Origin of the sequence: Staphylococcus sp. FSL W8-0304 (genome assembly GCF_038006565.1) — a bacterium.
Classification (GTDB): domain Bacteria; phylum Bacillota; class Bacilli; order Staphylococcales; family Staphylococcaceae; genus Staphylococcus; species Staphylococcus epidermidis.
Genome location: NZ_JBBOVL010000001.1, coordinates 1,914,124 through 1,933,016, shown reverse-complemented (window position 1 = coordinate 1,933,016; position 18,893 = coordinate 1,914,124). Strand labels below are relative to the sequence as shown.

Here is an 18,893-nt window from a genome sequence, read left to right as displayed (position 1 = left end):
CTTTCTTAATTTTCTTACTTATATATTTGTTATTTGAACTTAGATATAGTTATAATATGTAATAAGATATAGATGAGGAGTTGATTATGAATGAAATTTCTATCATTCAAACATAATGACAGAACTTCATATGGTGTTAAAGTAAAACGTGAAGATGCTGTTTGGGATTTACCAATGGTTTTTGCTGAGTTTGGGGACAAAGACTTTAATCCTAAAACTTTAATTGCAGGTCTACAGCAAAATCAAACTTTAGACTTTCAAGAGCAAGTTCGAAAAGCAGTTGTCGCAGCTGAAGAAAGTGGAAGAGATGAGGAATTTAAATTTTTATTCACTGATATTGATTTTCTACCACCAGTGACACCTCCTAATAATGTGATTGCATTTGGTAGAAATTATGAAGATCATGCTAGTGAATTAAATCATGAAGTTGATAGTTTATATGTATTTACCAAAGCGGCTTCATCTTTAACTGGTGATGAAGCAACAATTCCTAATCATAAAGATATTACAGAACAATTGGACTATGAGGGAGAACTTGGAATTGTAATTGGAAAATCAGGCGAAAAGATTCCTAGAGGATTAGCTTTAGATTATATTTATGGGTACACAATTATCAATGATATTACAGATCGCACTGCGCAAAGTTCACATGATCAAGCATTCTTATCAAAAAGTTTAACTGGGGCATGCCCAATGGGTCCTTATATAGTAACCAAAGACGAATTACCTACGCCAGAGAATGTAAATATCGTAACAAAAGTGAATAACGAAATTCGACAAGATGGTAACACTGGAGAGATGATTTTAAAAATAGATGAACTCATCGAAAAGATTTCAAAATATGTGGCTTTACATCCAGGCGATATCATTGCAACTGGTACACCCGCTGGTGTGGGTGCTGGTTTACAACCACCACAATTTTTACAACCAGGTGATGAAGTCAAAGTAACTATAGATAATATTGGCACTTTAACAACATATATATCTAAAAATTAAGAGTTATACAATGATTTAAAAAGTTAAATGTGAGTGGAGTAAATATATTACTCCCCAAGCCCTAACTTGCTTTGTCTGTAAAATTTTAGTGTAATTCTATGTGTTGAGCGTTGGAATTCAATTTGCTTATTTTGAAATTTCTGTTCAAAAAATAGATATTAATACATTTTTAATTCAGTCATCGAATGACTATTCGTTAAGAAAGTCTGGGATATTATTTGTATCCTAGACTTTCTTGTATATTTATCAAAATATTTATTATTTTAATTATTGATAAAAATTAAAGTTATGGCATCATCAAAAATTTAGAAATATGTTATGATGATTTAGAAATAAAAAGATGGGGGGACAAACATGTTACATGTCCATATTTTAAGTTGGGTATTAGCAATTATTTTATTTATCGCAACTTATTTAAATTATTCAAAAACGCAAGGTGCATCACCTTATTATAAACCTTTACATATGGCATTAAGATTATTCATGCTATTAACATTAATTTCTGGTTTTTGGGAATTAATCGAAGAGTTTATGGCTGCCTCTAATGGTGAAGGTGGAAATCATATGCTACTTACTTTAAAAATGTTATGTGGTTTAGCTGTTATCGCATTTATGGAAATTTCCATTGCTAAAAGAAAAAAACAACAGACTAGCCATAAATTCTTTTGGATTACTATTATTTTAATCATAATTACAATGGCTATTGGTGTTATTTTACCTTGGGGTCCAATTTCTAAAATATTTGGAATAAGTTAAACATGCTTGGATACAATTGTGTATGATTTATATTTATTGAAGTATGAACATCATATTATTCCTAAATGAAAGACCAAAATGAATTCTTTTAAAATTCATTTTGGTTTTTTTATATGAAAATGATAGGTTTATTTTCTTTTCCTAAATAGTCACTCTTGTTATTTCTCTCATACTAATCATAAATTATGAATTGTGTGGAATGTTATTGTGCTTTATACCCAATTAAATTAATTAAATCTTTTGGATGACTATAGGGAGGGGCATATGCTACTTCAAATTCTGTTAAATCATCCACAGTAGCATGATTCATCATTGCCATTGATAATACGTCTATTCTTTTGTCGGCACCTTGTTTACCAACTGCTGCTGCGCGTAAAAGTTTTCTCGAATCTTTTTCAAAATAAACACGTAAATGTAGTGGTGAATTTCCTGGGTAATATCCTGCATGAGCGCCTTGCTTAACTTCAACCATATCATAATTGAAATTTTCAAGTTCATTTGGTTTGATGCCAACACTTGCTAATGTATAGTCAAAAAATTTCACTATATTATTTCCTAGATAACCTTTGAAGTGAATAGACGAATTTCCAGAAAGTTGTTCAGCTATAATACTTGCACCACGGTGTGCTCCCCAAGCAAGTGGAACCTGTGCCGGTAAATTCACATGACGATAATGTGAAGTAATAACATCACCTAATGCATAAATATTTGATATATTTGTTTGGAAATTATGATTTACTGGGATATAACCTTTATCATCTAGTATGACGTTAGATGATTTAATAAATTGTGAATTTGGATGCGTACCTACACCTTCGATAATAAGATCATAGTTTTCAACTTTACCAGATGTGAATGTTACTTCATGTCCATTGACTTGACTAATTTCTTCGTTAAATCTATAAGTGATATTTCTTTTTTCTATTTCCTCAATGATGGGTTGATTCATATCTTGATCCATCAGTTTATTAATATTTGTAGAGCGATGAATCCATGTGACATCCAAACCTCTATGGTGTAAATTTTCAATAATTTCTAAAGAGATGTACCCCGCGCCAACAACAAGTGCACGTTGTGCTTTAGTATTCGTAATAAAGGTATCAATTGCCTCAGTATCTTCGAGATTTCGCACAGTAAATGAGATATCACTATGAGTGTTTAATCGGTTTGCAGATGCGCCAGGACTTAAAATCAATGTATCGTAACTTTCTTCAAAAGTTTGATTAGTTTGATGATTTAAGACAGTAACTGTTTGTCTCTTACCATTGATTTGTATAACTTCATGGTATGTTTTTACTGTGATATGCTTTTTGTCATAAAATTGATTAGGCGTATATGCCAAAACTTTACGACGGTCCTCGATAACGTTGCCAATATAATAAGGTAATGCACAATTGGCAAAGCTCATATCTCTATCTTTTTCAAAAACAATGATTTCACTCTCTTTATCTAATCTTCGAATTTGACTTGCACAAGTCGCACCACCAGCAACTGCACCGACTATTATAATTTTATTCATAGCTGTCTCTCCTTTATATATGTATGATATTAGAAAACGTATACCTTTTTAATCATCACTTGGATTGTTTATTCAACTTAATAATAACGCATTTTTAAATTAAAAAAGTCATTTAAATAACGACCTATGCCGTCCTCATTATTACTATACGTAATATTATTTGCTATTTCTTTTAAGTCTTTTAAGCCATTATCCATTGCAATGCCATGGGTCGCATACTTTATCATTTCTATATCATTGTCCTCATCACCAAACGCAATGATATGATCGTCGGCGATATTTAAATAGTTTTGAACATGTTTAATTCCACGTGCTTTGTTGATTCCGCGTTTCACAATTTCTATGACTGGGAAAGGGGCACCCCAACGGCGATGTTCGATATTCTCTGCATAAAAATGGGTTAACATATCTTTAATTTCAGGAATATTTTCTTCTTCTGCTTCAACAAGTAGTGACGTAGGTGCCTCATTAAGATTTTCTAGTAAATTCCCCGTTTGAATTTTAGGATTCCCCATAGAAAAACCTTCAAAAAGTCTTGGATCATAACTATTGATAAAGACATAATCTTTTACTTCGGCAATGATATTTGTAATATGAGATTGTTGAAGCGCTGTAATAATATTTTTAGAAATTTCAACATCTAGTACTTCATGTATCACTTCGAAATTATTTGCTTTTGGGTGATGTACAAATGCGCCATTAAAATTAACCACAGGTGTGTTCATATTGAGTTCATGATAATACATCTGGCTCGCACGATAAGGTCTTCCAGTAGCAATCATAACGTAGTGTCCGCATTGTTGTAATTCGGTTAATACTTGTTTAGTGTAAGGTGAGATTTCTTTATTGTCATTTAATAATGTACCATCTAGATCTAGACAAATTAAATAAGGTTGCATATATTACTCCTTGTGTTGTTAATTATCATGTAACAGTATCATAGCATTTTATTGGCGTTTTGTCGGATATTTGATATATTGGTGTAAAGAAAATTTTAAAGAGGTGATACTGATGGAAGAAGCACTAAAAGATAGTATCTTAGGCGCTCTTGAAATGGTAATAGATCCTGAGTTAGGGATAGATATCGTTAATTTAGGTTTAGTATATAAAGTTGATGTTGATGATGAAGGTTTATGTACAGTTGAAATGACATTAACTTCGATGGGATGTCCATTAGGACCACAAATTATTGAACAAGTTAAGAGCGTTCTAGCTGAGATACCGGAAATTTCTGATACAGAAGTAATGATTGTATGGAGTCCACCATGGAATAAAGATATGATGTCTCGTTATGCCAAAATAGCTTTAGGCATCGGATAATTGAAAGGATAGCTACTCATTGTTTTGAGAAATGATGTAGCTATTCTTTTTATCTTTATAAAAGGAAATTCAAAATACAATATTGTATTTTCATTTAATATTTTTATAAATTAGCGCTACAATAAAATTGAATTAGTATTACAAATGTATTACAATATTTAAGACTTATAACCTTTTAACGAGGCATATCTTATAAAGTATATTCATTAATAACATTGATTACATAGCAGGGATGGTTGTAATCTAAAGAATGACCTTGTTAATTTAATAAGGATAAGATTTGTTTAAATAAATTGATTAGAAATAATAGCGTGCGTCTAATGAAAATGATTAAAAAATACGCGTCTTATAAAATTTATTATTATTAGGGAAGAATGTAACAATGAGAAAAAAATTAAATAATGAATATCGCTCTGCTAAAAAAATGCGATATATGCCTGGATTAGATGGTTTGCGAGCAATTGCAGTCATTGGTATTATTATTTATCACTTGAATAAACAATGGTTAACAGGTGGTTTTTTAGGCGTAGATACTTTTTTTGTTATTTCAGGTTATTTGATTACGAGCTTATTACTCAAAGAGTATGAAGATACTGGAACAATAAATCTTAAAAATTTCTGGATTCGTCGTATAAAAAGGTTATTACCAGCGGTATTCGCATTAATAGTAGTTGTTGGAATTGCAACTTTATTATTCCACCCTGAGCATATTGTAAGAGTTAAACATGATATGATAGCAGCAATATTTTACGTATCTAATTGGTGGTATATTGCTAAAGATGTCAATTATTTCGAGCAATTTTCTTTTATGCCTTTAAAGCATCTATGGTCACTAGCCATTGAAGAGCAGTTTTACCTCTTTTTCCCAGCAATACTCTTATTATTTATGGCTATAGTTAAGAAAAAGAAAAATGTCATACTGATGTTTTGGATTATATCTTTGGTTTCATTATTAATGATGGTTGTTATTTCTCAACCTCACTTGAACCATTCAAGAGTATATTTTGGAACTGATACAAGATTGCAGACACTGCTTTTAGGTGTACTTCTAGCATTTATCTGGCCACCTTTTAAATTAAATCCCAATCCACCTAAAGGATTAAAAACTGTGATTAATAGTGCGGGTATCATAGGACTTACATTTTTAATTCTATTATTCTTTACTGTTAGTGATGAAAGTGATTGGATTTATAATGGTGGATTTTATCTTATTTCAACAATGACTTTGCTAATTATTGCAAGTGTTGTTCATCCAACTACAATTTTAGCTAAGTTATTAGGAAATCCTGTATTTGTCTATATTGGAAAGCGATCGTACAGTTTGTACTTGTGGCATTTCCCAATAATAAGTTTTGTTCATAGCTATTTTATTGATGGTCAAATGCCAACATATGTTTATATTTTGGACATCATTCTTACAGTTTTATTTGCAGAATTATCATTTAAATATGTAGAAACACCATTGAGAAAGCAAGGTTTTAAGGCTTTTGCAATTAAAAAAACATACAAACCTCAATTTATTAGAACAATTGTAACGCTTGTTATACTTTTACCTACTATTTTCATTTTTATAGGCGCTTTCGATAAGTTTGGAAAAGATACCATATCGAACAAAGCGCAAACATTTAATACCGATGAGGCTGATCAATATCTTATTCACATGATACCGATTGATAATATTTCGTTAACAAGCGATGGTAAAACTAAAGCGAATACAAAAGATAATGATGTATATACGCAAATTAAGCCGTTATTAATTGGTGATTCAGTTATGGTAGATATAGGGGAACAATTTAAAACGAAAGTACCCAAAGCTAAAATCGATGGCAAAGTCGGTCGTCAACTCTATCAGGCCGAGAGCCTCGTTAATCAACAATATAAGCAATATCGTAAACCAACAGATCAAGTCATACTTGAGCTAGGTACAAATGGTGATTTTACTAAAGAACAATTAGATCAGTTGATTGGTAAATTTGGAAAGGCACAAGTATATCTTGTAAATACGAGAGTGCCACGATCATATGAAAACCATGTTAATACGTTGATGGCAGAAGCGGCTAAAGATAAAAAGAATGTAACTCTAATTGATTGGTATAGTCGCTCAAAAGGGCATACAGAGTATTTTGCTCCAGACGGCATCCATCTTGAAAATGATGGCGTAGAGGCATTGACAGATGAAATATTGAAAAGTATAAAAAAGAAATAATATATTAATTAAAGAGGAAGAACTCTATTCATTTGGAATTGAGTTCTTCCTCTTTTTTTACTTGATTATCATAATAAAATGAAAAACATGAGCAATTAATGTTGATTTAATGATGAGAAGGGTCTATAATATAATTAAGGTCAAAGAAAGTCAAAGTCAAATTTATTTTTCTATACTTTGACCCACTCTGAATGATAGAGGTGAAATAAATTGGATATTAATCAAATGACATATGCTGTACAAGGTGCCTTACAAAAAGCAGTCGCGTACAGTAAAGAATATGAATTACAAAATATTGAAATTGAAGCTTTATTAAAAGCTACGATGAATGAAAATGATAGTTTATTTAAAAGTATATTAGAAAGAGCAAATATTGATGTTAATCAACTAGAACAAGCATACGATAATCAATTAAGTCATTATCCAACTGTACAAGGAGACAATGTTCAGTATGGACAGTATATTAGTTCTAAAACAAATGAATTATTAGACAAAGCCGAGAAATATATGAAGTCCTATGAAGATGAGTTTATTTCTATGGAACATATATTACGTGCAGCCATAGATACTGATGAGACTACTCAAAAATGGGTCGGCAATAAAGCAGAAGTCATTAAAGAAATTATAACTAAAGTTAGAGGGGGAAATCATGTGACATCTCAAAATCCAGAAGTTAATTATGAAGCTTTAGAAAAATATGGTCGTGATCTTGTAGAAGAAGTACGTCAAGGTAAAATGGACCCTGTTATCGGTAGAGATGAAGAAATACGTAATACAATTCGTATTTTAAGTCGAAAAACAAAAAATAATCCGGTTTTAATCGGTGAACCAGGTGTAGGTAAAACTGCAATTGTTGAGGGTTTAGCACAACGAATTGTACGTAAAGACGTTCCAGAATCATTACTCGATAAAACAATTTTCGAGCTTGATTTAAGTGCATTAGTTGCAGGTGCAAAATATAGAGGTGAATTTGAAGAACGTTTAAAAGCAGTGTTGAAAGAAGTAAAAGAATCTGAAGGTCGAATCATTTTATTCATTGATGAAATTCATATGTTAGTAGGTGCTGGTAAAACAGATGGTGCTATGGACGCAGGAAACATGTTGAAACCAATGCTTGCGCGTGGTGAATTGCATTGTATAGGTGCTACGACATTAAATGAATATCGTGAATATATTGAAAAAGATTCAGCATTAGAACGTCGTTTCCAAAAAGTTGGTGTCAGTGAACCTGATGTTGAGGATACAATATCAATTTTACGTGGTCTAAAAGAACGTTATGAGGTCTACCATGGTGTACGTATACAAGACCGTGCACTTGTTGCAGCGGCTGAGTTATCTGATAGATATATTACTGATAGATTTTTGCCAGATAAAGCTATAGATTTAGTCGACCAAGCGTGTGCGACAATACGTACAGAAATGGGATCAAATCCAACAGAGTTAGACCAAGTAAATCGTCGAGTAATGCAATTAGAGATTGAAGAAAGTGCCTTGAAAAATGAATCTGATAACGCAAGTAAACATCGTTTAGAAGAACTTCAAGAGGAATTATCTAATGAAAAAGAAAAACAAGCCTCTTTAAAATCACGTGTTGAACAAGAAAAAGAAAAAATTGCTAAAGTACAAGAAAAACGTGCTGAACTAGATAGTAGTCGTCAAGCTCTTGAAGATGCACAAACAGAAGGTAATCTTGAAAAAGCAGCAGAATTACAATATGGTACAATTCCGCAATTAGAAAAAGAATTGCAAGAATTTGAGGAAGCCTTTCAAGATGAAACTGGCGAAGATAGTGAAAGAATGATTCGTGAAGTCGTTTCAGATGAAGAAATAGGCGACATAGTTAGTCAATGGACAGGTATACCCGTGTCTAAACTTGTGGAAACAGAAAGAGAAAAGCTATTAAGTTTAAGTGACATCTTACACAAACGTGTAGTAGGTCAAGATAAAGCAGTTGATTTAGTATCTGACGCAGTAGTTAGAGCACGTGCTGGGATTAAAGATCCGAATAGACCAATCGGAAGTTTCTTATTCTTAGGACCTACTGGAGTAGGTAAAACTGAATTAGCAAAATCGCTTGCTTCATCACTTTTCGATTCTGAAAAACATATGATTAGAATTGATATGAGTGAATATATGGAAAAACATGCTGTATCACGTTTAATTGGTGCACCTCCAGGCTATGTAGGTCATGATGAAGGTGGTCAATTAACTGAAGCAGTTAGACGTAATCCATACTCAGTTATTTTGTTAGACGAAGTTGAAAAAGCACATAGCGATGTTTTTAATGTATTACTTCAAATACTAGATGAAGGTCGTCTTACGGATTCTAAAGGTAGAAGTGTTGACTTTAAAAATACTATTATCATCATGACTAGTAATATTGGTTCACAAGTATTACTTGAAAATGTAAAAGATGCTGGTGAAATTAGTGATGATACAGAGAAAGCAGTTATGGACAGTCTACATGCATACTTCAAACCTGAAATATTAAATCGTATGGATGATATCGTGTTATTTAAACCATTATCAGTTAACGATATGAGTATGATTGTAGATAAAATTTTAACACAATTAAATATGAGATTATTAGATCAACATATCTCAATTGAAGTGACAGAAGAAGCGAAAAAATGGTTAGGTGAAGAAGCGTATGAACCACAATTTGGTGCAAGACCATTAAAACGCTTTGTTCAACGACAAATAGAAACTCCAATTGCACGTATGATGATTAAAGAAAGTCTACCTGAAGGTACAATCATTAAAGTAGATTTAAATGACAATAAAGAACTTGACTTTAAGGTTGTTAAACCTACGTCTTAATCTAGAACAATATTAATTTGTAAAATAAAAAGAGTCCGGGTCATAAAACTATGTCCCGGGCTCTTTTATAATATAAAGGCAGTTGATGATTGAATTAAAAATGCATTAATATCAATCTTTTCGACACACGTTATAGGAGGACAAGCATTCATGTCCTCCTACACTATTATTTAAAGGATTAAGATTCGTATTGACTTGAACCTTTTGACGGCTTAAGAATTGGATCTAAAATAGCTACAACAATAGTGAAGATGACAGCAATAATAATTGGATTAATTACATTTAGTGCCGGTCCACTATTTAAGCTATTCAATACGAAATTAACCATTTGAAGTAACAATACTGCCCAAATGAATGTCATGAGGTATCTCATATTATATAACCTCCACTTGTTTATTCGTTAACTCTATTTTAAGTGATAATATCTTATTTGTATAGTATAAATCTAAGACGTTGTTATCTCATACTTTTAATTAAAAGCAAAATAAGAAATTAGAGTATGTTGTAATTATAAAGATGTATTTAGTGAAGTTTGTTAAAATACTTAATGGAAATGTTTTGTATTAATTGGGAGGTTCTCTGCTTGAGTTTAAAAACATGAATATGTTAAATTAATACCTGGTATTAAAAAATTTTTAAGAAGGTGTACAACCATGAATGTGGGTATTAAAGGTTTTGGTGCATATGCACCTAAAAATATTATAGACAATGCCTATTTTGAGCAGTTTTTAGAAACTTCAGATGAATGGATTTCTAAAATGACTGGTATTAAAGAAAGACATTGGGCAGACGAAAATCAAGACACATCTGATTTAGCATACAATGCAAGTATTAAAGCGATAGAGGATGCTGGCATTCAACCAGAAGATATAGACATGATTATCGTTGCTACAGCTACTGGGGATATGCCTTTCCCAAGCGTAGCTAACATCTTACAAGAAAGACTAGGAACAGGTAAGGTTGCTACTATGGATCAACTTGCTGCATGTTCTGGCTTTATGTATTCAATGATTACTGCTAAACAATATATACAATCTGGTGATTACAAACATATTTTAGTTGTGGGTGCTGATAAATTATCTAAGATTACCGATATGACTGACCGTTCTACTGCTGTATTATTTGGCGACGGTGCTGGAGCTGTTGTCATGGGAGAAGTTGCTGAAGGTCGTGGTATCATTAGCTATGAAATGGGTTCAGACGGTAGTGGTGGTAAATACTTGTACTTAGATAGAGAAACTGGCAAACTCAAAATGAATGGTAGAGAAGTATTTAAATTTGCTGTGAGAATTATGGGTGATGCATCTACGCGTGTAGTTGAGAAAGCTGGTTTATCTTCTGAAGACATAGACTTATTTGTTCCACATCAGGCTAATATTAGAATTATGGAATCTGCGAGAGAGAGATTGGGAATAGAAAAAGAAAAAATGAGTGTCTCAGTAAATAAATATGGTAATACTTCGGCTGCCTCAATACCATTAAGTATTAATCAAGAATTGCAAAATGGAAAAATCAAAGATGACGATACATTAGTCTTAGTTGGCTTCGGTGGAGGTCTAACTTGGGGCGCAATCGTTATTAAATGGGGAAAATAGGAGGATAACGTATGAATAAAAATAATAGAGTTGTTATAACGGGTATCGGAGCCTTATCTCCAATTGGTAACGATGCTAAAACAACATGGGACAATGCACTAAAAGGTGTTAACGGTATAGGTAAAATCACAAGAATAGATACTGATGATTATAATGTACATCTTGCTGGTGAATTGAAAGATTTTAATATAGAAGACCACATTGATAGAAAAGAAGCTCGCCGTATGGATCGTTTTACACAATACGCGGTGGTTGCTGCAAGAGAAGCGGTTAAAGATGCACAATTAAATATTAATGAAAAAAATGCCGACCGTATTGGTGTATGGATTGGTTCTGGTATCGGTGGTATGGAAACTTTCGAAGTTGCACATACAACACTTGTAGAAAGAGGACCACGTCGAGTAAGTCCATTTTTCGTTCCAATGTTAATTCCTGATATGGCTACCGGTCAAGTTTCTATTGATTTAGGTGCTAAAGGGCCTAATGGTTCTACAGTAACAGCTTGTGCTACGGGGACTAATTCAATAGGTGAAGCATTTAAAATTATTCAACGTGGTGATGCAGATGCAATGGTGACTGGTGGAACAGAGGCACCTATTACACATATGGCAATCGCAGGGTTTAGTGCTAGTCGTGCATTATCTACAAACAATGACCCTGAAACGGCTTGTCGACCATTCCAAGAAGGCCGTGATGGCTTTGTTATGGGTGAAGGGGCAGGTATTGTTGTACTTGAATCATTAGATTCAGCTAAAGAGAGAGGCGCTGAAATTTACGCTGAAGTTGTAGGTTATGGTTCCTCTGGCGATGCACATCATATTACAGCACCTGCGCCTGAAGGTGAAGGTGGCTCAAGAGCTATGCAAGCTGCTTTAGATGATGCTGGAATCAAAGCTCAAGATGTACAGTATTTAAATGCACACGGCACAAGTACACCAGTTGGAGATTTATATGAAGTTCAAGCGATTAAAAATACATTCGGTGATGCTGCGAAGTCATTAAAAGTAAGTTCAACTAAATCAATGACTGGACATTTATTAGGTGCTACAGGTGGAATTGAAGCTATTTTTTCTGCTCTATCAATTCGTGATTCAAAGGTAGCCCCTACAATACATGCAATCACACCAGACGAAGAATGTGATTTGGACATTGTTCCGAATGTAGCCCAAGACTTAGACATTACCTATGCAATGAGTAATAGTTTAGGATTTGGTGGACATAATGCAGTGTTAGTATTTAAGAAATTTGAAGACTAAAATTAAATAAATGTAAACAGAAATCTTCAAGTGATGAGTTATTAATTTAGCTACTCACTTGAAGATTTTTTTATAATAATAGGGATACTCCGATACTCACAACTATATAAGTGAGGTTAACAATCAATGTTGGAACTACCCATGGGGAAATTATATAACTTTCTTTTTTAACTTTTTGTGGATTGAAAAAGTGGTCATTTTTCATCATACGTTTTCTCTTAGTTGAGGAAAGTTGATACTTTAAACGACGAAATCCAAAACTTGTAGCATCAAATATTCCTTCTTGAATGAGTAAAATAAGGAAAGCAACTATAAAAATAATGAATGATGTATAAAATAAGATATTGATTAAATTTATAAAGTGATTTGAATAAAATAACCATATAATTATTGATAAAACTGGCGTAAATAATGACGAAATCAAATAAGAATTTATGGACATTAATGAAACCTCCTATCTATGCTAGATGTATTTTAACTTAATATTAGAAAAGGGTGGATTTTTATATTGCAAAAGTAAGAGAATAAAACAAAAAGTCATTTATCTATATTTACTATAGTACTGTAATGCAAAATGATATTGCAATTGTATAAATATTATAGATATAATAAAGATTAATATTTCTGAAAATTATGAAGGGAATGTCAATTTTGAATATTCTTTAATTTAGGAGGGTGTATATGACTAAATATGTGTTGAAACGATTGTGTTATATGTTTGTGTCGTTATTTATTGTTATAACAATTACATTTTTCTTAATGAAATTAATGCCAGGATCTCCGTTTAATGACACAAAACTTAATGCGCAACAAAAAGAAATATTAAATGAAAAGTACGGTTTGAATGATCCAGTAGCATTACAATATGTTAATTATTTGAAAAATGTAGTAACAGGTGATTTTGGCAACTCATTTCAATATCATAATATGCCAGTGTGGGATTTAGTTAAACCACGATTGATACCTTCAATGGAGATGGGAATAACGGCTATGGTTATTGGTGTTGTTTTAGGTTTAGTATTAGGTGTTGCTGCTGCTACTAAACAAAATACATGGGTAGACTATACAACAACAATTATCTCTGTTATCGCAGTATCAGTGCCGTCATTTGTCTTAGCAGTTTTATTGCAGTATGTATTTGCAGTTAAGTTAGAATGGTTTCCAGTTGCAGGATGGGAAGGTTTTTCTACAGCTATTTTACCTTCTCTAGCACTATCAGCTACAGTTTTAGCAACTGTTGCAAGATATATTAGAGCTGAAATGATTGAAGTACTCAGTTCAGATTACATACTTTTAGCTCGAGCTAAAGGAAATTCTACTTTAAAAGTGCTCTTTGGACATGCATTACGAAATGCATTAATTCCTATTATTACAATCATTGTACCTATGTTAGCAGGTATATTAACAGGAACATTAACAATTGAAAATATCTTTGGTGTTCCAGGCTTAGGTGATCAATTTGTTCGTTCTATAACTACAAATGATTTTTCAGTCATCATGGCTACTACGATATTATTCAGTACTTTATTTATTGTTTCGATCTTTATTGTAGACATTTTATATGGTGTTATCGATCCAAGAATTCGTGTGCAAGGGGGCAAGAAATAATGAGTAATAAAGAAGATGTTACAAACATTAATGGCGATATTTCTAATGGCACGATGTCACATACAAGTAATGATATTTCGAATACAGATTTTATAATTAGAGATTTAGACTTGAATCAAGAGCCGGAAATGCCGCGTGAAAGTAAGAATTTTTGGCAAGATGCTTGGTCACAATTGAAACGTAATAAATTAGCAGTAATCGGAATGATAGGTTTGTTGCTTATAGTTATTATGGCATTTATAGGACCATTAATGAATAAACACGATTTTGCTGAGCAGAATGTTGATCATCGTAATCTCCCAGCAAAAATACCATTATTAGATCATGTTTCATTTTTACCTTTTGACGGTAAAGGTACGGACGGTAAAAATGCTTACAAAGAAGCAGGTGCGAAAGAAAACTATTGGTTTGGTACTGATCAACTTGGACGTGATTTATGGACACGTACTTGGAAAGGTGCGCAAATTTCACTTTATATTGGTGTAGTTGCTGCATTATTAGATATTTGTATTGGCGTTGTATATGGAGCCATTTCTGGATTCTTTGGAGGCAGGGTAGATGATGTGATGCAAAGAATTTTAGAAATTATTGCTTCTATACCCAATTTAATTGTCGTTATTTTATTCGTACTTATTTTTGAACCTTCAATTTGGACTATTATATTAGCTATGTCAATTACTGGCTGGCTGGGGATGAGTAGAGTGGTACGTGGAGAATTTTTAAAATTGAAAAATCAAGAATTTGTTTTGGCATCTCAAACATTGGGTGCTTCTAAATTCAAGTTAATCTTTAAACATATACTACCTAACACTTTAGGAGCTATTGTCGTTACATCAATGTTTACCGTTCCAAGTGCAATATTTTTCGAAGCATTTTTAAGCTTTATTGGAATAGGGGTGCCTGCACCTAAGACGTCATTAGGATCTCTTGTCAATGATGGACGTGCAATGTTGTTGATACATCCGCATGAATTATTTATTCCAGCAATCATTTTAAGTTTATTGATTTTATTCTTCTATCTATTTAGTGATGGACTACGTGATGCATTCGACCCAAAAATGCGAAAATAAAGGAGGTAAAAATAATGACAGAAACGGTATTAGAAGTAAATGATTTGCACGTTTCCTTTGATATTGCTGCAGGAGAAGTGCAAGCTGTCAGAGGCGTGGATTTTCATTTGAATAAAGGGAAAACGTTAGCCATTGTTGGAGAATCTGGATCTGGAAAATCTGTAACAACTAAGGCAATTACAAAACTTTTTCAAAAAGATACAGGAAGAATAAAAAAGGGAGAAATCTTATTTTTAGGTGAGGACTTAGCTCAGAAAAGTGAAAAAGAACTGATACAGCTAAGAGGTCGAGATATTTCAATGATATTTCAGGATCCTATGACTTCTTTAAATCCAACAATGCAAATCGGAAAGCAAGTCATGGAACCTCTGATTAAACATAAGAAATTAAGTAAAGCAAAGGCCAAGCAAAGAGCATTGGAAATTTTGAATTTAGTTGGGTTACCTCGTGCTGAAAAACGATTTAAAGCCTATCCACATCAATTTTCAGGAGGACAACGTCAGAGAATAGTTATTGCAATAGCATTGGCATGTGAGCCTAAAATATTAATTGCTGATGAGCCTACAACTGCTTTAGATGTGACAATGCAGGCTCAAATTTTAGATCTTATGAAAGAACTACAAAATAAGATTGAAACTTCAATTATCTTTATTACGCATGATTTAGGCGTTGTAGCAAATATTGCGGACAAAGTAGCCGTAATGTATGGGGGACAGATGGTTGAAACAGGGGATGTGAATGAAATATTTTATGATCCTAAACATCCCTATACATGGGGATTACTTTCTTCAATGCCTGATTTAACAACCAGTAATGACACGGATTTAATTGCAATTCCAGGTACACCACCAGATTTACTTCATCCACCTATTGGTGATGCTTTTGCACGTAGAAGTCGATATGCCTTAGATATTGATTTCAAGGAAGAACCGCCTTGGTATAAAGTGTCACCCACTCATTTTGTAAAATCTTGGTTGTTAGATGCAAGAGCTCCGAAAGTTACGCCACCATCAATGGTTCAAAAACGATTAAGAACAATGCCAAATAATTATAAACAACCACAAAGAGTAGAGAGGGTGGCTTTTAATGAGTAATGAAAATGTATTATTACAAGTTAAAAACTTAAAACAATATTTTAATCAAGGTAAACATAATGAAGTTAAAGCGATTGATAATATAAGTTTTGATGTTTATAAAGGGGAAACGTTAGGGCTTGTAGGAGAGTCTGGATGTGGTAAATCAACGACTGGAAAAGCCATTATCAAATTAAATGATATTACTGATGGTGCAATTGAGTATGATGGTAAAGATATTCATCAAATTAGAAAACGTAAAGAGCGATTGAAGTTTAATAAAAAAATTCAAATGATATTTCAAGATCCATATGCATCTCTAAATCCTCGGTTAAAGGTTATGGATATCGTAGCTGAAGGAATAGATATTCACAAACTTGCTAGTAGTCAGCGGGATCGAAAGAAACGTGTATACGACCTTTTAGAAACAGTCGGTTTAGGTAAAGAACACGCGAATCGTTATCCACATGAGTTTTCAGGCGGACAAAGACAACGTATTGGTATCGCACGTGCATTAGCTGTAGAGCCAGAATTTATTATTGCAGATGAACCGATATCAGCATTAGATGTATCGATTCAAGCTCAAGTCGTTAATCTTTTATTAAAGCTACAACGTGAACGTGATATTACTTTAATGTTTATTGCTCATGATTTATCAATGGTGAAATATATTTCCGATAGAATTGCAGTAATGCACTTCGGTAAAATTGTAGAAATTGGACCGGCTGATGATATTTATAAATATCCATTACATGATTATACTAAGTCATTATTAAGTGCCATTCCACAGCCTGATCCTGATGTTGAGAGAAATCGTCAACGTGTTTTATATCATGAAGATGTAAAGCTTAATGAACAAAGACAATTAAATGAAATTAGACCACAACATTATGTATTTTCTACTCAAAACGAAGCAATTAAATTGAAACAAAAGTATGGTTTGTCTGTTAAATAAGTTAAGAAAGGGGGAATTAAAAGATGAAAAGTTTGAAAGGCTTAATTATTTTATTAAGTGTATGCATAGTTTTATCTGCTTGTAGTAATAAGCAGAGTTTATATTCAGATCAGGGGCAAGTTTTTAGGAAGGTCATTTCACAAGATATGACGACACTTGATACTGCATTAATCACAGATGCTGTTTCTGGTGATATAGCAGCTCAAGCATTTGAAGGATTATATACTTTAAATAAAGAGGATAAAGCTGAGCCAGCCATTGCAACATCTTTTCCAAAGAAGAGTAATGGTGGCAAAACACTTACGATTAATTTAAGAAAAAATGCAAAATGGTCCAATGGAGATTCGGTAACTGCATATGACTTCGTATATGCGTGGAGAAAGGTAGTTAATCCTAAGACGGCTTCTGAGTTTGCATACATAATGAGCGATATAAAAAATGCAGATGAAGTTAATGCAGGTAAAAAATCAGTCAAAGATTTGGGTATCAAGGCTATAGGTAAATATCAATTACAAGTTGATTTAGAAAGACCTGTACCTTATATTAATGAACTATTAGCACTTAATACATTTAATCCTCAAAATGAGAAAGTTGCTAAAAGGTTTGGAGAACAATATGGTACAACTGCTGAAAAAGCAGTGTACAATGGACCATTTGAGGTAACAAATTGGAAAGTGGAAGATAAAATTCAATTAGTTAAAAATGAACAATATTGGGATAAAAAGAATGTAAAATTAGATAAAGTGAACTATAAAGTATTAAAAGATCAACAAGCAGGTGCATCGTTATATGATACTGGCTCGGTCGATGATACTATTATAACTTCTGAACAAGTTGATAAATATAGAGGAGAATCTGCATTGAATTATCGTTTAACAGCAGCAACATTCTTTATTAAAATGAATCAAAAAACAGTTCCTGAATTTAAAAATAAGCATTTAAGATTGGCTATAGCTCAAGCAATAAATAAAAAAGGATATGTCAATTCTGTTTTAAATGATGGTTCGCTACCATCAAATAATTTTACTGGTATAGGAACTGCCGATACTCCGGATGGCAAAGATTTTGCAAGAACCATCAAATCACCATTAAAATTCAACCCTGATTTAGCGAAAAAGAATTGGAGAGAAGCACAAAAAGAATTAGGAAAAAATAAATTTACTTTTACGATGAACACACAGGATACACCTGCTTCAAAAATTGCTGCAGAATATATAAAATCTCAAGTTGAGAAGAATTTACCAGGTGTGACACTCAAAATTAAACAAATGCCATTTAAACAAAAAACTACTTTAGAATTAGCAAATAACTATGAAGCAAGTTATTCAGGTTGGAGTCCTGATTATCCTGATCCAACAGCATTTCTTCAAACAATGACCAAAGATAATGCACAGAATAATACAGATTGGAGTAATAAAGAATACGATCAATTACTCAAAGAAGCCAACAGCAAGCTTTTACGAAAGCCAGGTGAACGTAATATCTCATTACAAAAAGCGGAATATATCTTATTACATGAAGCGCCAGTCGCTCCTGTTTATCAAAAAGGAGAGGCACACTTAACGAATCCGCAAGTAAAAGGATTACAATATCACAAAGTAGGGCCTGAAACGACGCTTAAACATGTCTATATTGATAAATCAATCAATAGGGAGACAGGTAAATAGGAGTATAAAAATGCCTCGAAAATTATTTCCGAGGCATTTTTATATTATATAG

Annotated in this window: 16 protein-coding genes; 12 read left to right on the top strand and 4 right to left on the bottom strand. The window is 32.8% G+C overall.

Annotated features, from left to right (window positions below):
- Positions 1–90: 90 nt before the first annotated feature.
- Together NST35_RS09100 and NST35_RS09095 are read left to right on the top strand one after the other, a co-directional pair.
- Positions 91–996: a fumarylacetoacetate hydrolase family protein gene (locus NST35_RS09100; protein WP_002446058.1), complete on the top strand. Its 906-nt coding sequence runs from the start codon at positions 91–93 to the stop codon at positions 994–996.
- 354 nt (positions 997–1,350) lie between these two features.
- Positions 1,351–1,752, top strand: a complete 402-nt coding sequence (locus tag NST35_RS09095) for a YisL family protein (RefSeq protein WP_001831989.1) — start codon at positions 1,351–1,353, stop codon at positions 1,750–1,752.
- 202 nt (positions 1,753–1,954) lie between these two features.
- Here the strand turns inward: NST35_RS09095 and NST35_RS09090 are convergent, their stop codons facing one another.
- Both NST35_RS09090 and NST35_RS09085 read right to left on the bottom strand, forming a co-directional pair.
- A complete protein-coding gene (locus tag NST35_RS09090; protein WP_002457182.1) occupies positions 1,955–3,271 on the bottom strand; it encodes a CoA-disulfide reductase in 1,317 nt (438 codons plus the stop codon).
- Between the two features lie 77 nt (positions 3,272–3,348).
- Positions 3,349–4,170 (bottom strand): Cof-type HAD-IIB family hydrolase, encoded by an 822-nt coding sequence (locus NST35_RS09085; protein ID WP_002457181.1) that lies wholly within the window; start codon positions 4,168–4,170, stop codon positions 3,349–3,351.
- Between the two features lie 112 nt (positions 4,171–4,282).
- Between NST35_RS09085 and NST35_RS09080 the strand changes: the two genes are divergently transcribed.
- The 3 genes from NST35_RS09080 (at position 4,283) to clpB (ending at position 9,617) form a co-directional block, all read left to right on the top strand.
- Positions 4,283–4,591: a metal-sulfur cluster assembly factor gene (locus NST35_RS09080; protein ID WP_001829290.1), complete on the top strand. Its 309-nt coding sequence runs from the start codon at positions 4,283–4,285 to the stop codon at positions 4,589–4,591.
- A gap of 382 nt (positions 4,592–4,973) precedes the next feature.
- On the top strand, positions 4,974–6,797 hold the full coding sequence (locus tag NST35_RS09075; RefSeq protein ID WP_002457180.1) for an acyltransferase family protein: 1,824 nt from the start codon (positions 4,974–4,976) through the stop codon (positions 6,795–6,797).
- A 210-nt stretch (positions 6,798–7,007) separates the two neighbouring features.
- Positions 7,008–9,617: an ATP-dependent chaperone ClpB gene (gene clpB, locus NST35_RS09070; RefSeq protein WP_002457179.1), complete on the top strand. Its 2,610-nt coding sequence runs from the start codon at positions 7,008–7,010 to the stop codon at positions 9,615–9,617.
- A 178-nt stretch (positions 9,618–9,795) separates the two neighbouring features.
- Here the strand turns inward: clpB and NST35_RS09065 are convergent, their stop codons facing one another.
- Positions 9,796–9,990 (bottom strand): YjzD family protein, encoded by a 195-nt coding sequence (locus tag NST35_RS09065; protein WP_002457178.1) that lies wholly within the window; start codon positions 9,988–9,990, stop codon positions 9,796–9,798.
- 280 nt (positions 9,991–10,270) lie between these two features.
- Between NST35_RS09065 and NST35_RS09060 the strand changes: the two genes are divergently transcribed.
- Positions 10,271–11,212: a beta-ketoacyl-ACP synthase III gene (locus NST35_RS09060; RefSeq protein WP_002457177.1), complete on the top strand. Its 942-nt coding sequence runs from the start codon at positions 10,271–10,273 to the stop codon at positions 11,210–11,212.
- A gap of 11 nt (positions 11,213–11,223) precedes the next feature.
- A complete protein-coding gene (fabF, locus tag NST35_RS09055) occupies positions 11,224–12,468 on the top strand; it encodes a beta-ketoacyl-ACP synthase II (RefSeq protein ID WP_002457176.1) in 1,245 nt (414 codons plus the stop codon).
- Positions 12,469–12,538: 70 nt separating this feature from the next.
- Here fabF and NST35_RS09050 read toward each other — a convergent pair whose 3' ends face one another.
- Positions 12,539–12,910 (bottom strand): DUF3899 domain-containing protein, encoded by a 372-nt coding sequence (locus tag NST35_RS09050; RefSeq protein WP_002446065.1) that lies wholly within the window; start codon positions 12,908–12,910, stop codon positions 12,539–12,541.
- A gap of 239 nt (positions 12,911–13,149) precedes the next feature.
- Here NST35_RS09050 and opp3b point away from each other — a divergent pair, with 239 nt between their 5' ends.
- From opp3b to NST35_RS09025, 5 genes are read left to right on the top strand one after another with little or no spacing between them, the layout of a single operon-like run.
- Positions 13,150–14,076: an oligopeptide ABC transporter permease gene (gene opp3b / locus NST35_RS09045; protein WP_001829338.1), complete on the top strand. Its 927-nt coding sequence runs from the start codon at positions 13,150–13,152 to the stop codon at positions 14,074–14,076.
- Positions 14,076–15,146, top strand: a complete 1,071-nt coding sequence (opp3C, locus tag NST35_RS09040) for an oligopeptide ABC transporter permease (protein ID WP_002446066.1) — start codon at positions 14,076–14,078, stop codon at positions 15,144–15,146. The genes opp3b and opp3C overlap by 1 nt, the downstream gene beginning before the upstream one ends.
- Positions 15,147–15,160: 14 nt before the next feature.
- Positions 15,161–16,240 carry an ABC transporter ATP-binding protein gene (locus NST35_RS09035; protein WP_340747301.1) on the top strand — a complete coding sequence of 360 codons (1,080 nt, stop codon included), beginning with the start codon at positions 15,161–15,163 and terminating at the stop codon, positions 16,238–16,240.
- Positions 16,233–17,174, top strand: coding sequence for an ABC transporter ATP-binding protein (locus NST35_RS09030; RefSeq protein ID WP_032604437.1), 942 nt, complete (start codon positions 16,233–16,235; stop codon positions 17,172–17,174). The genes NST35_RS09035 and NST35_RS09030 overlap by 8 nt, the downstream gene beginning before the upstream one ends.
- A 23-nt stretch (positions 17,175–17,197) precedes the next feature.
- Positions 17,198–18,841 carry a peptide ABC transporter substrate-binding protein gene (locus tag NST35_RS09025; protein ID WP_002457174.1) on the top strand — a complete coding sequence of 548 codons (1,644 nt, stop codon included), beginning with the start codon at positions 17,198–17,200 and terminating at the stop codon, positions 18,839–18,841.
- Positions 18,842–18,893: the final 52 nt, after the last annotated feature.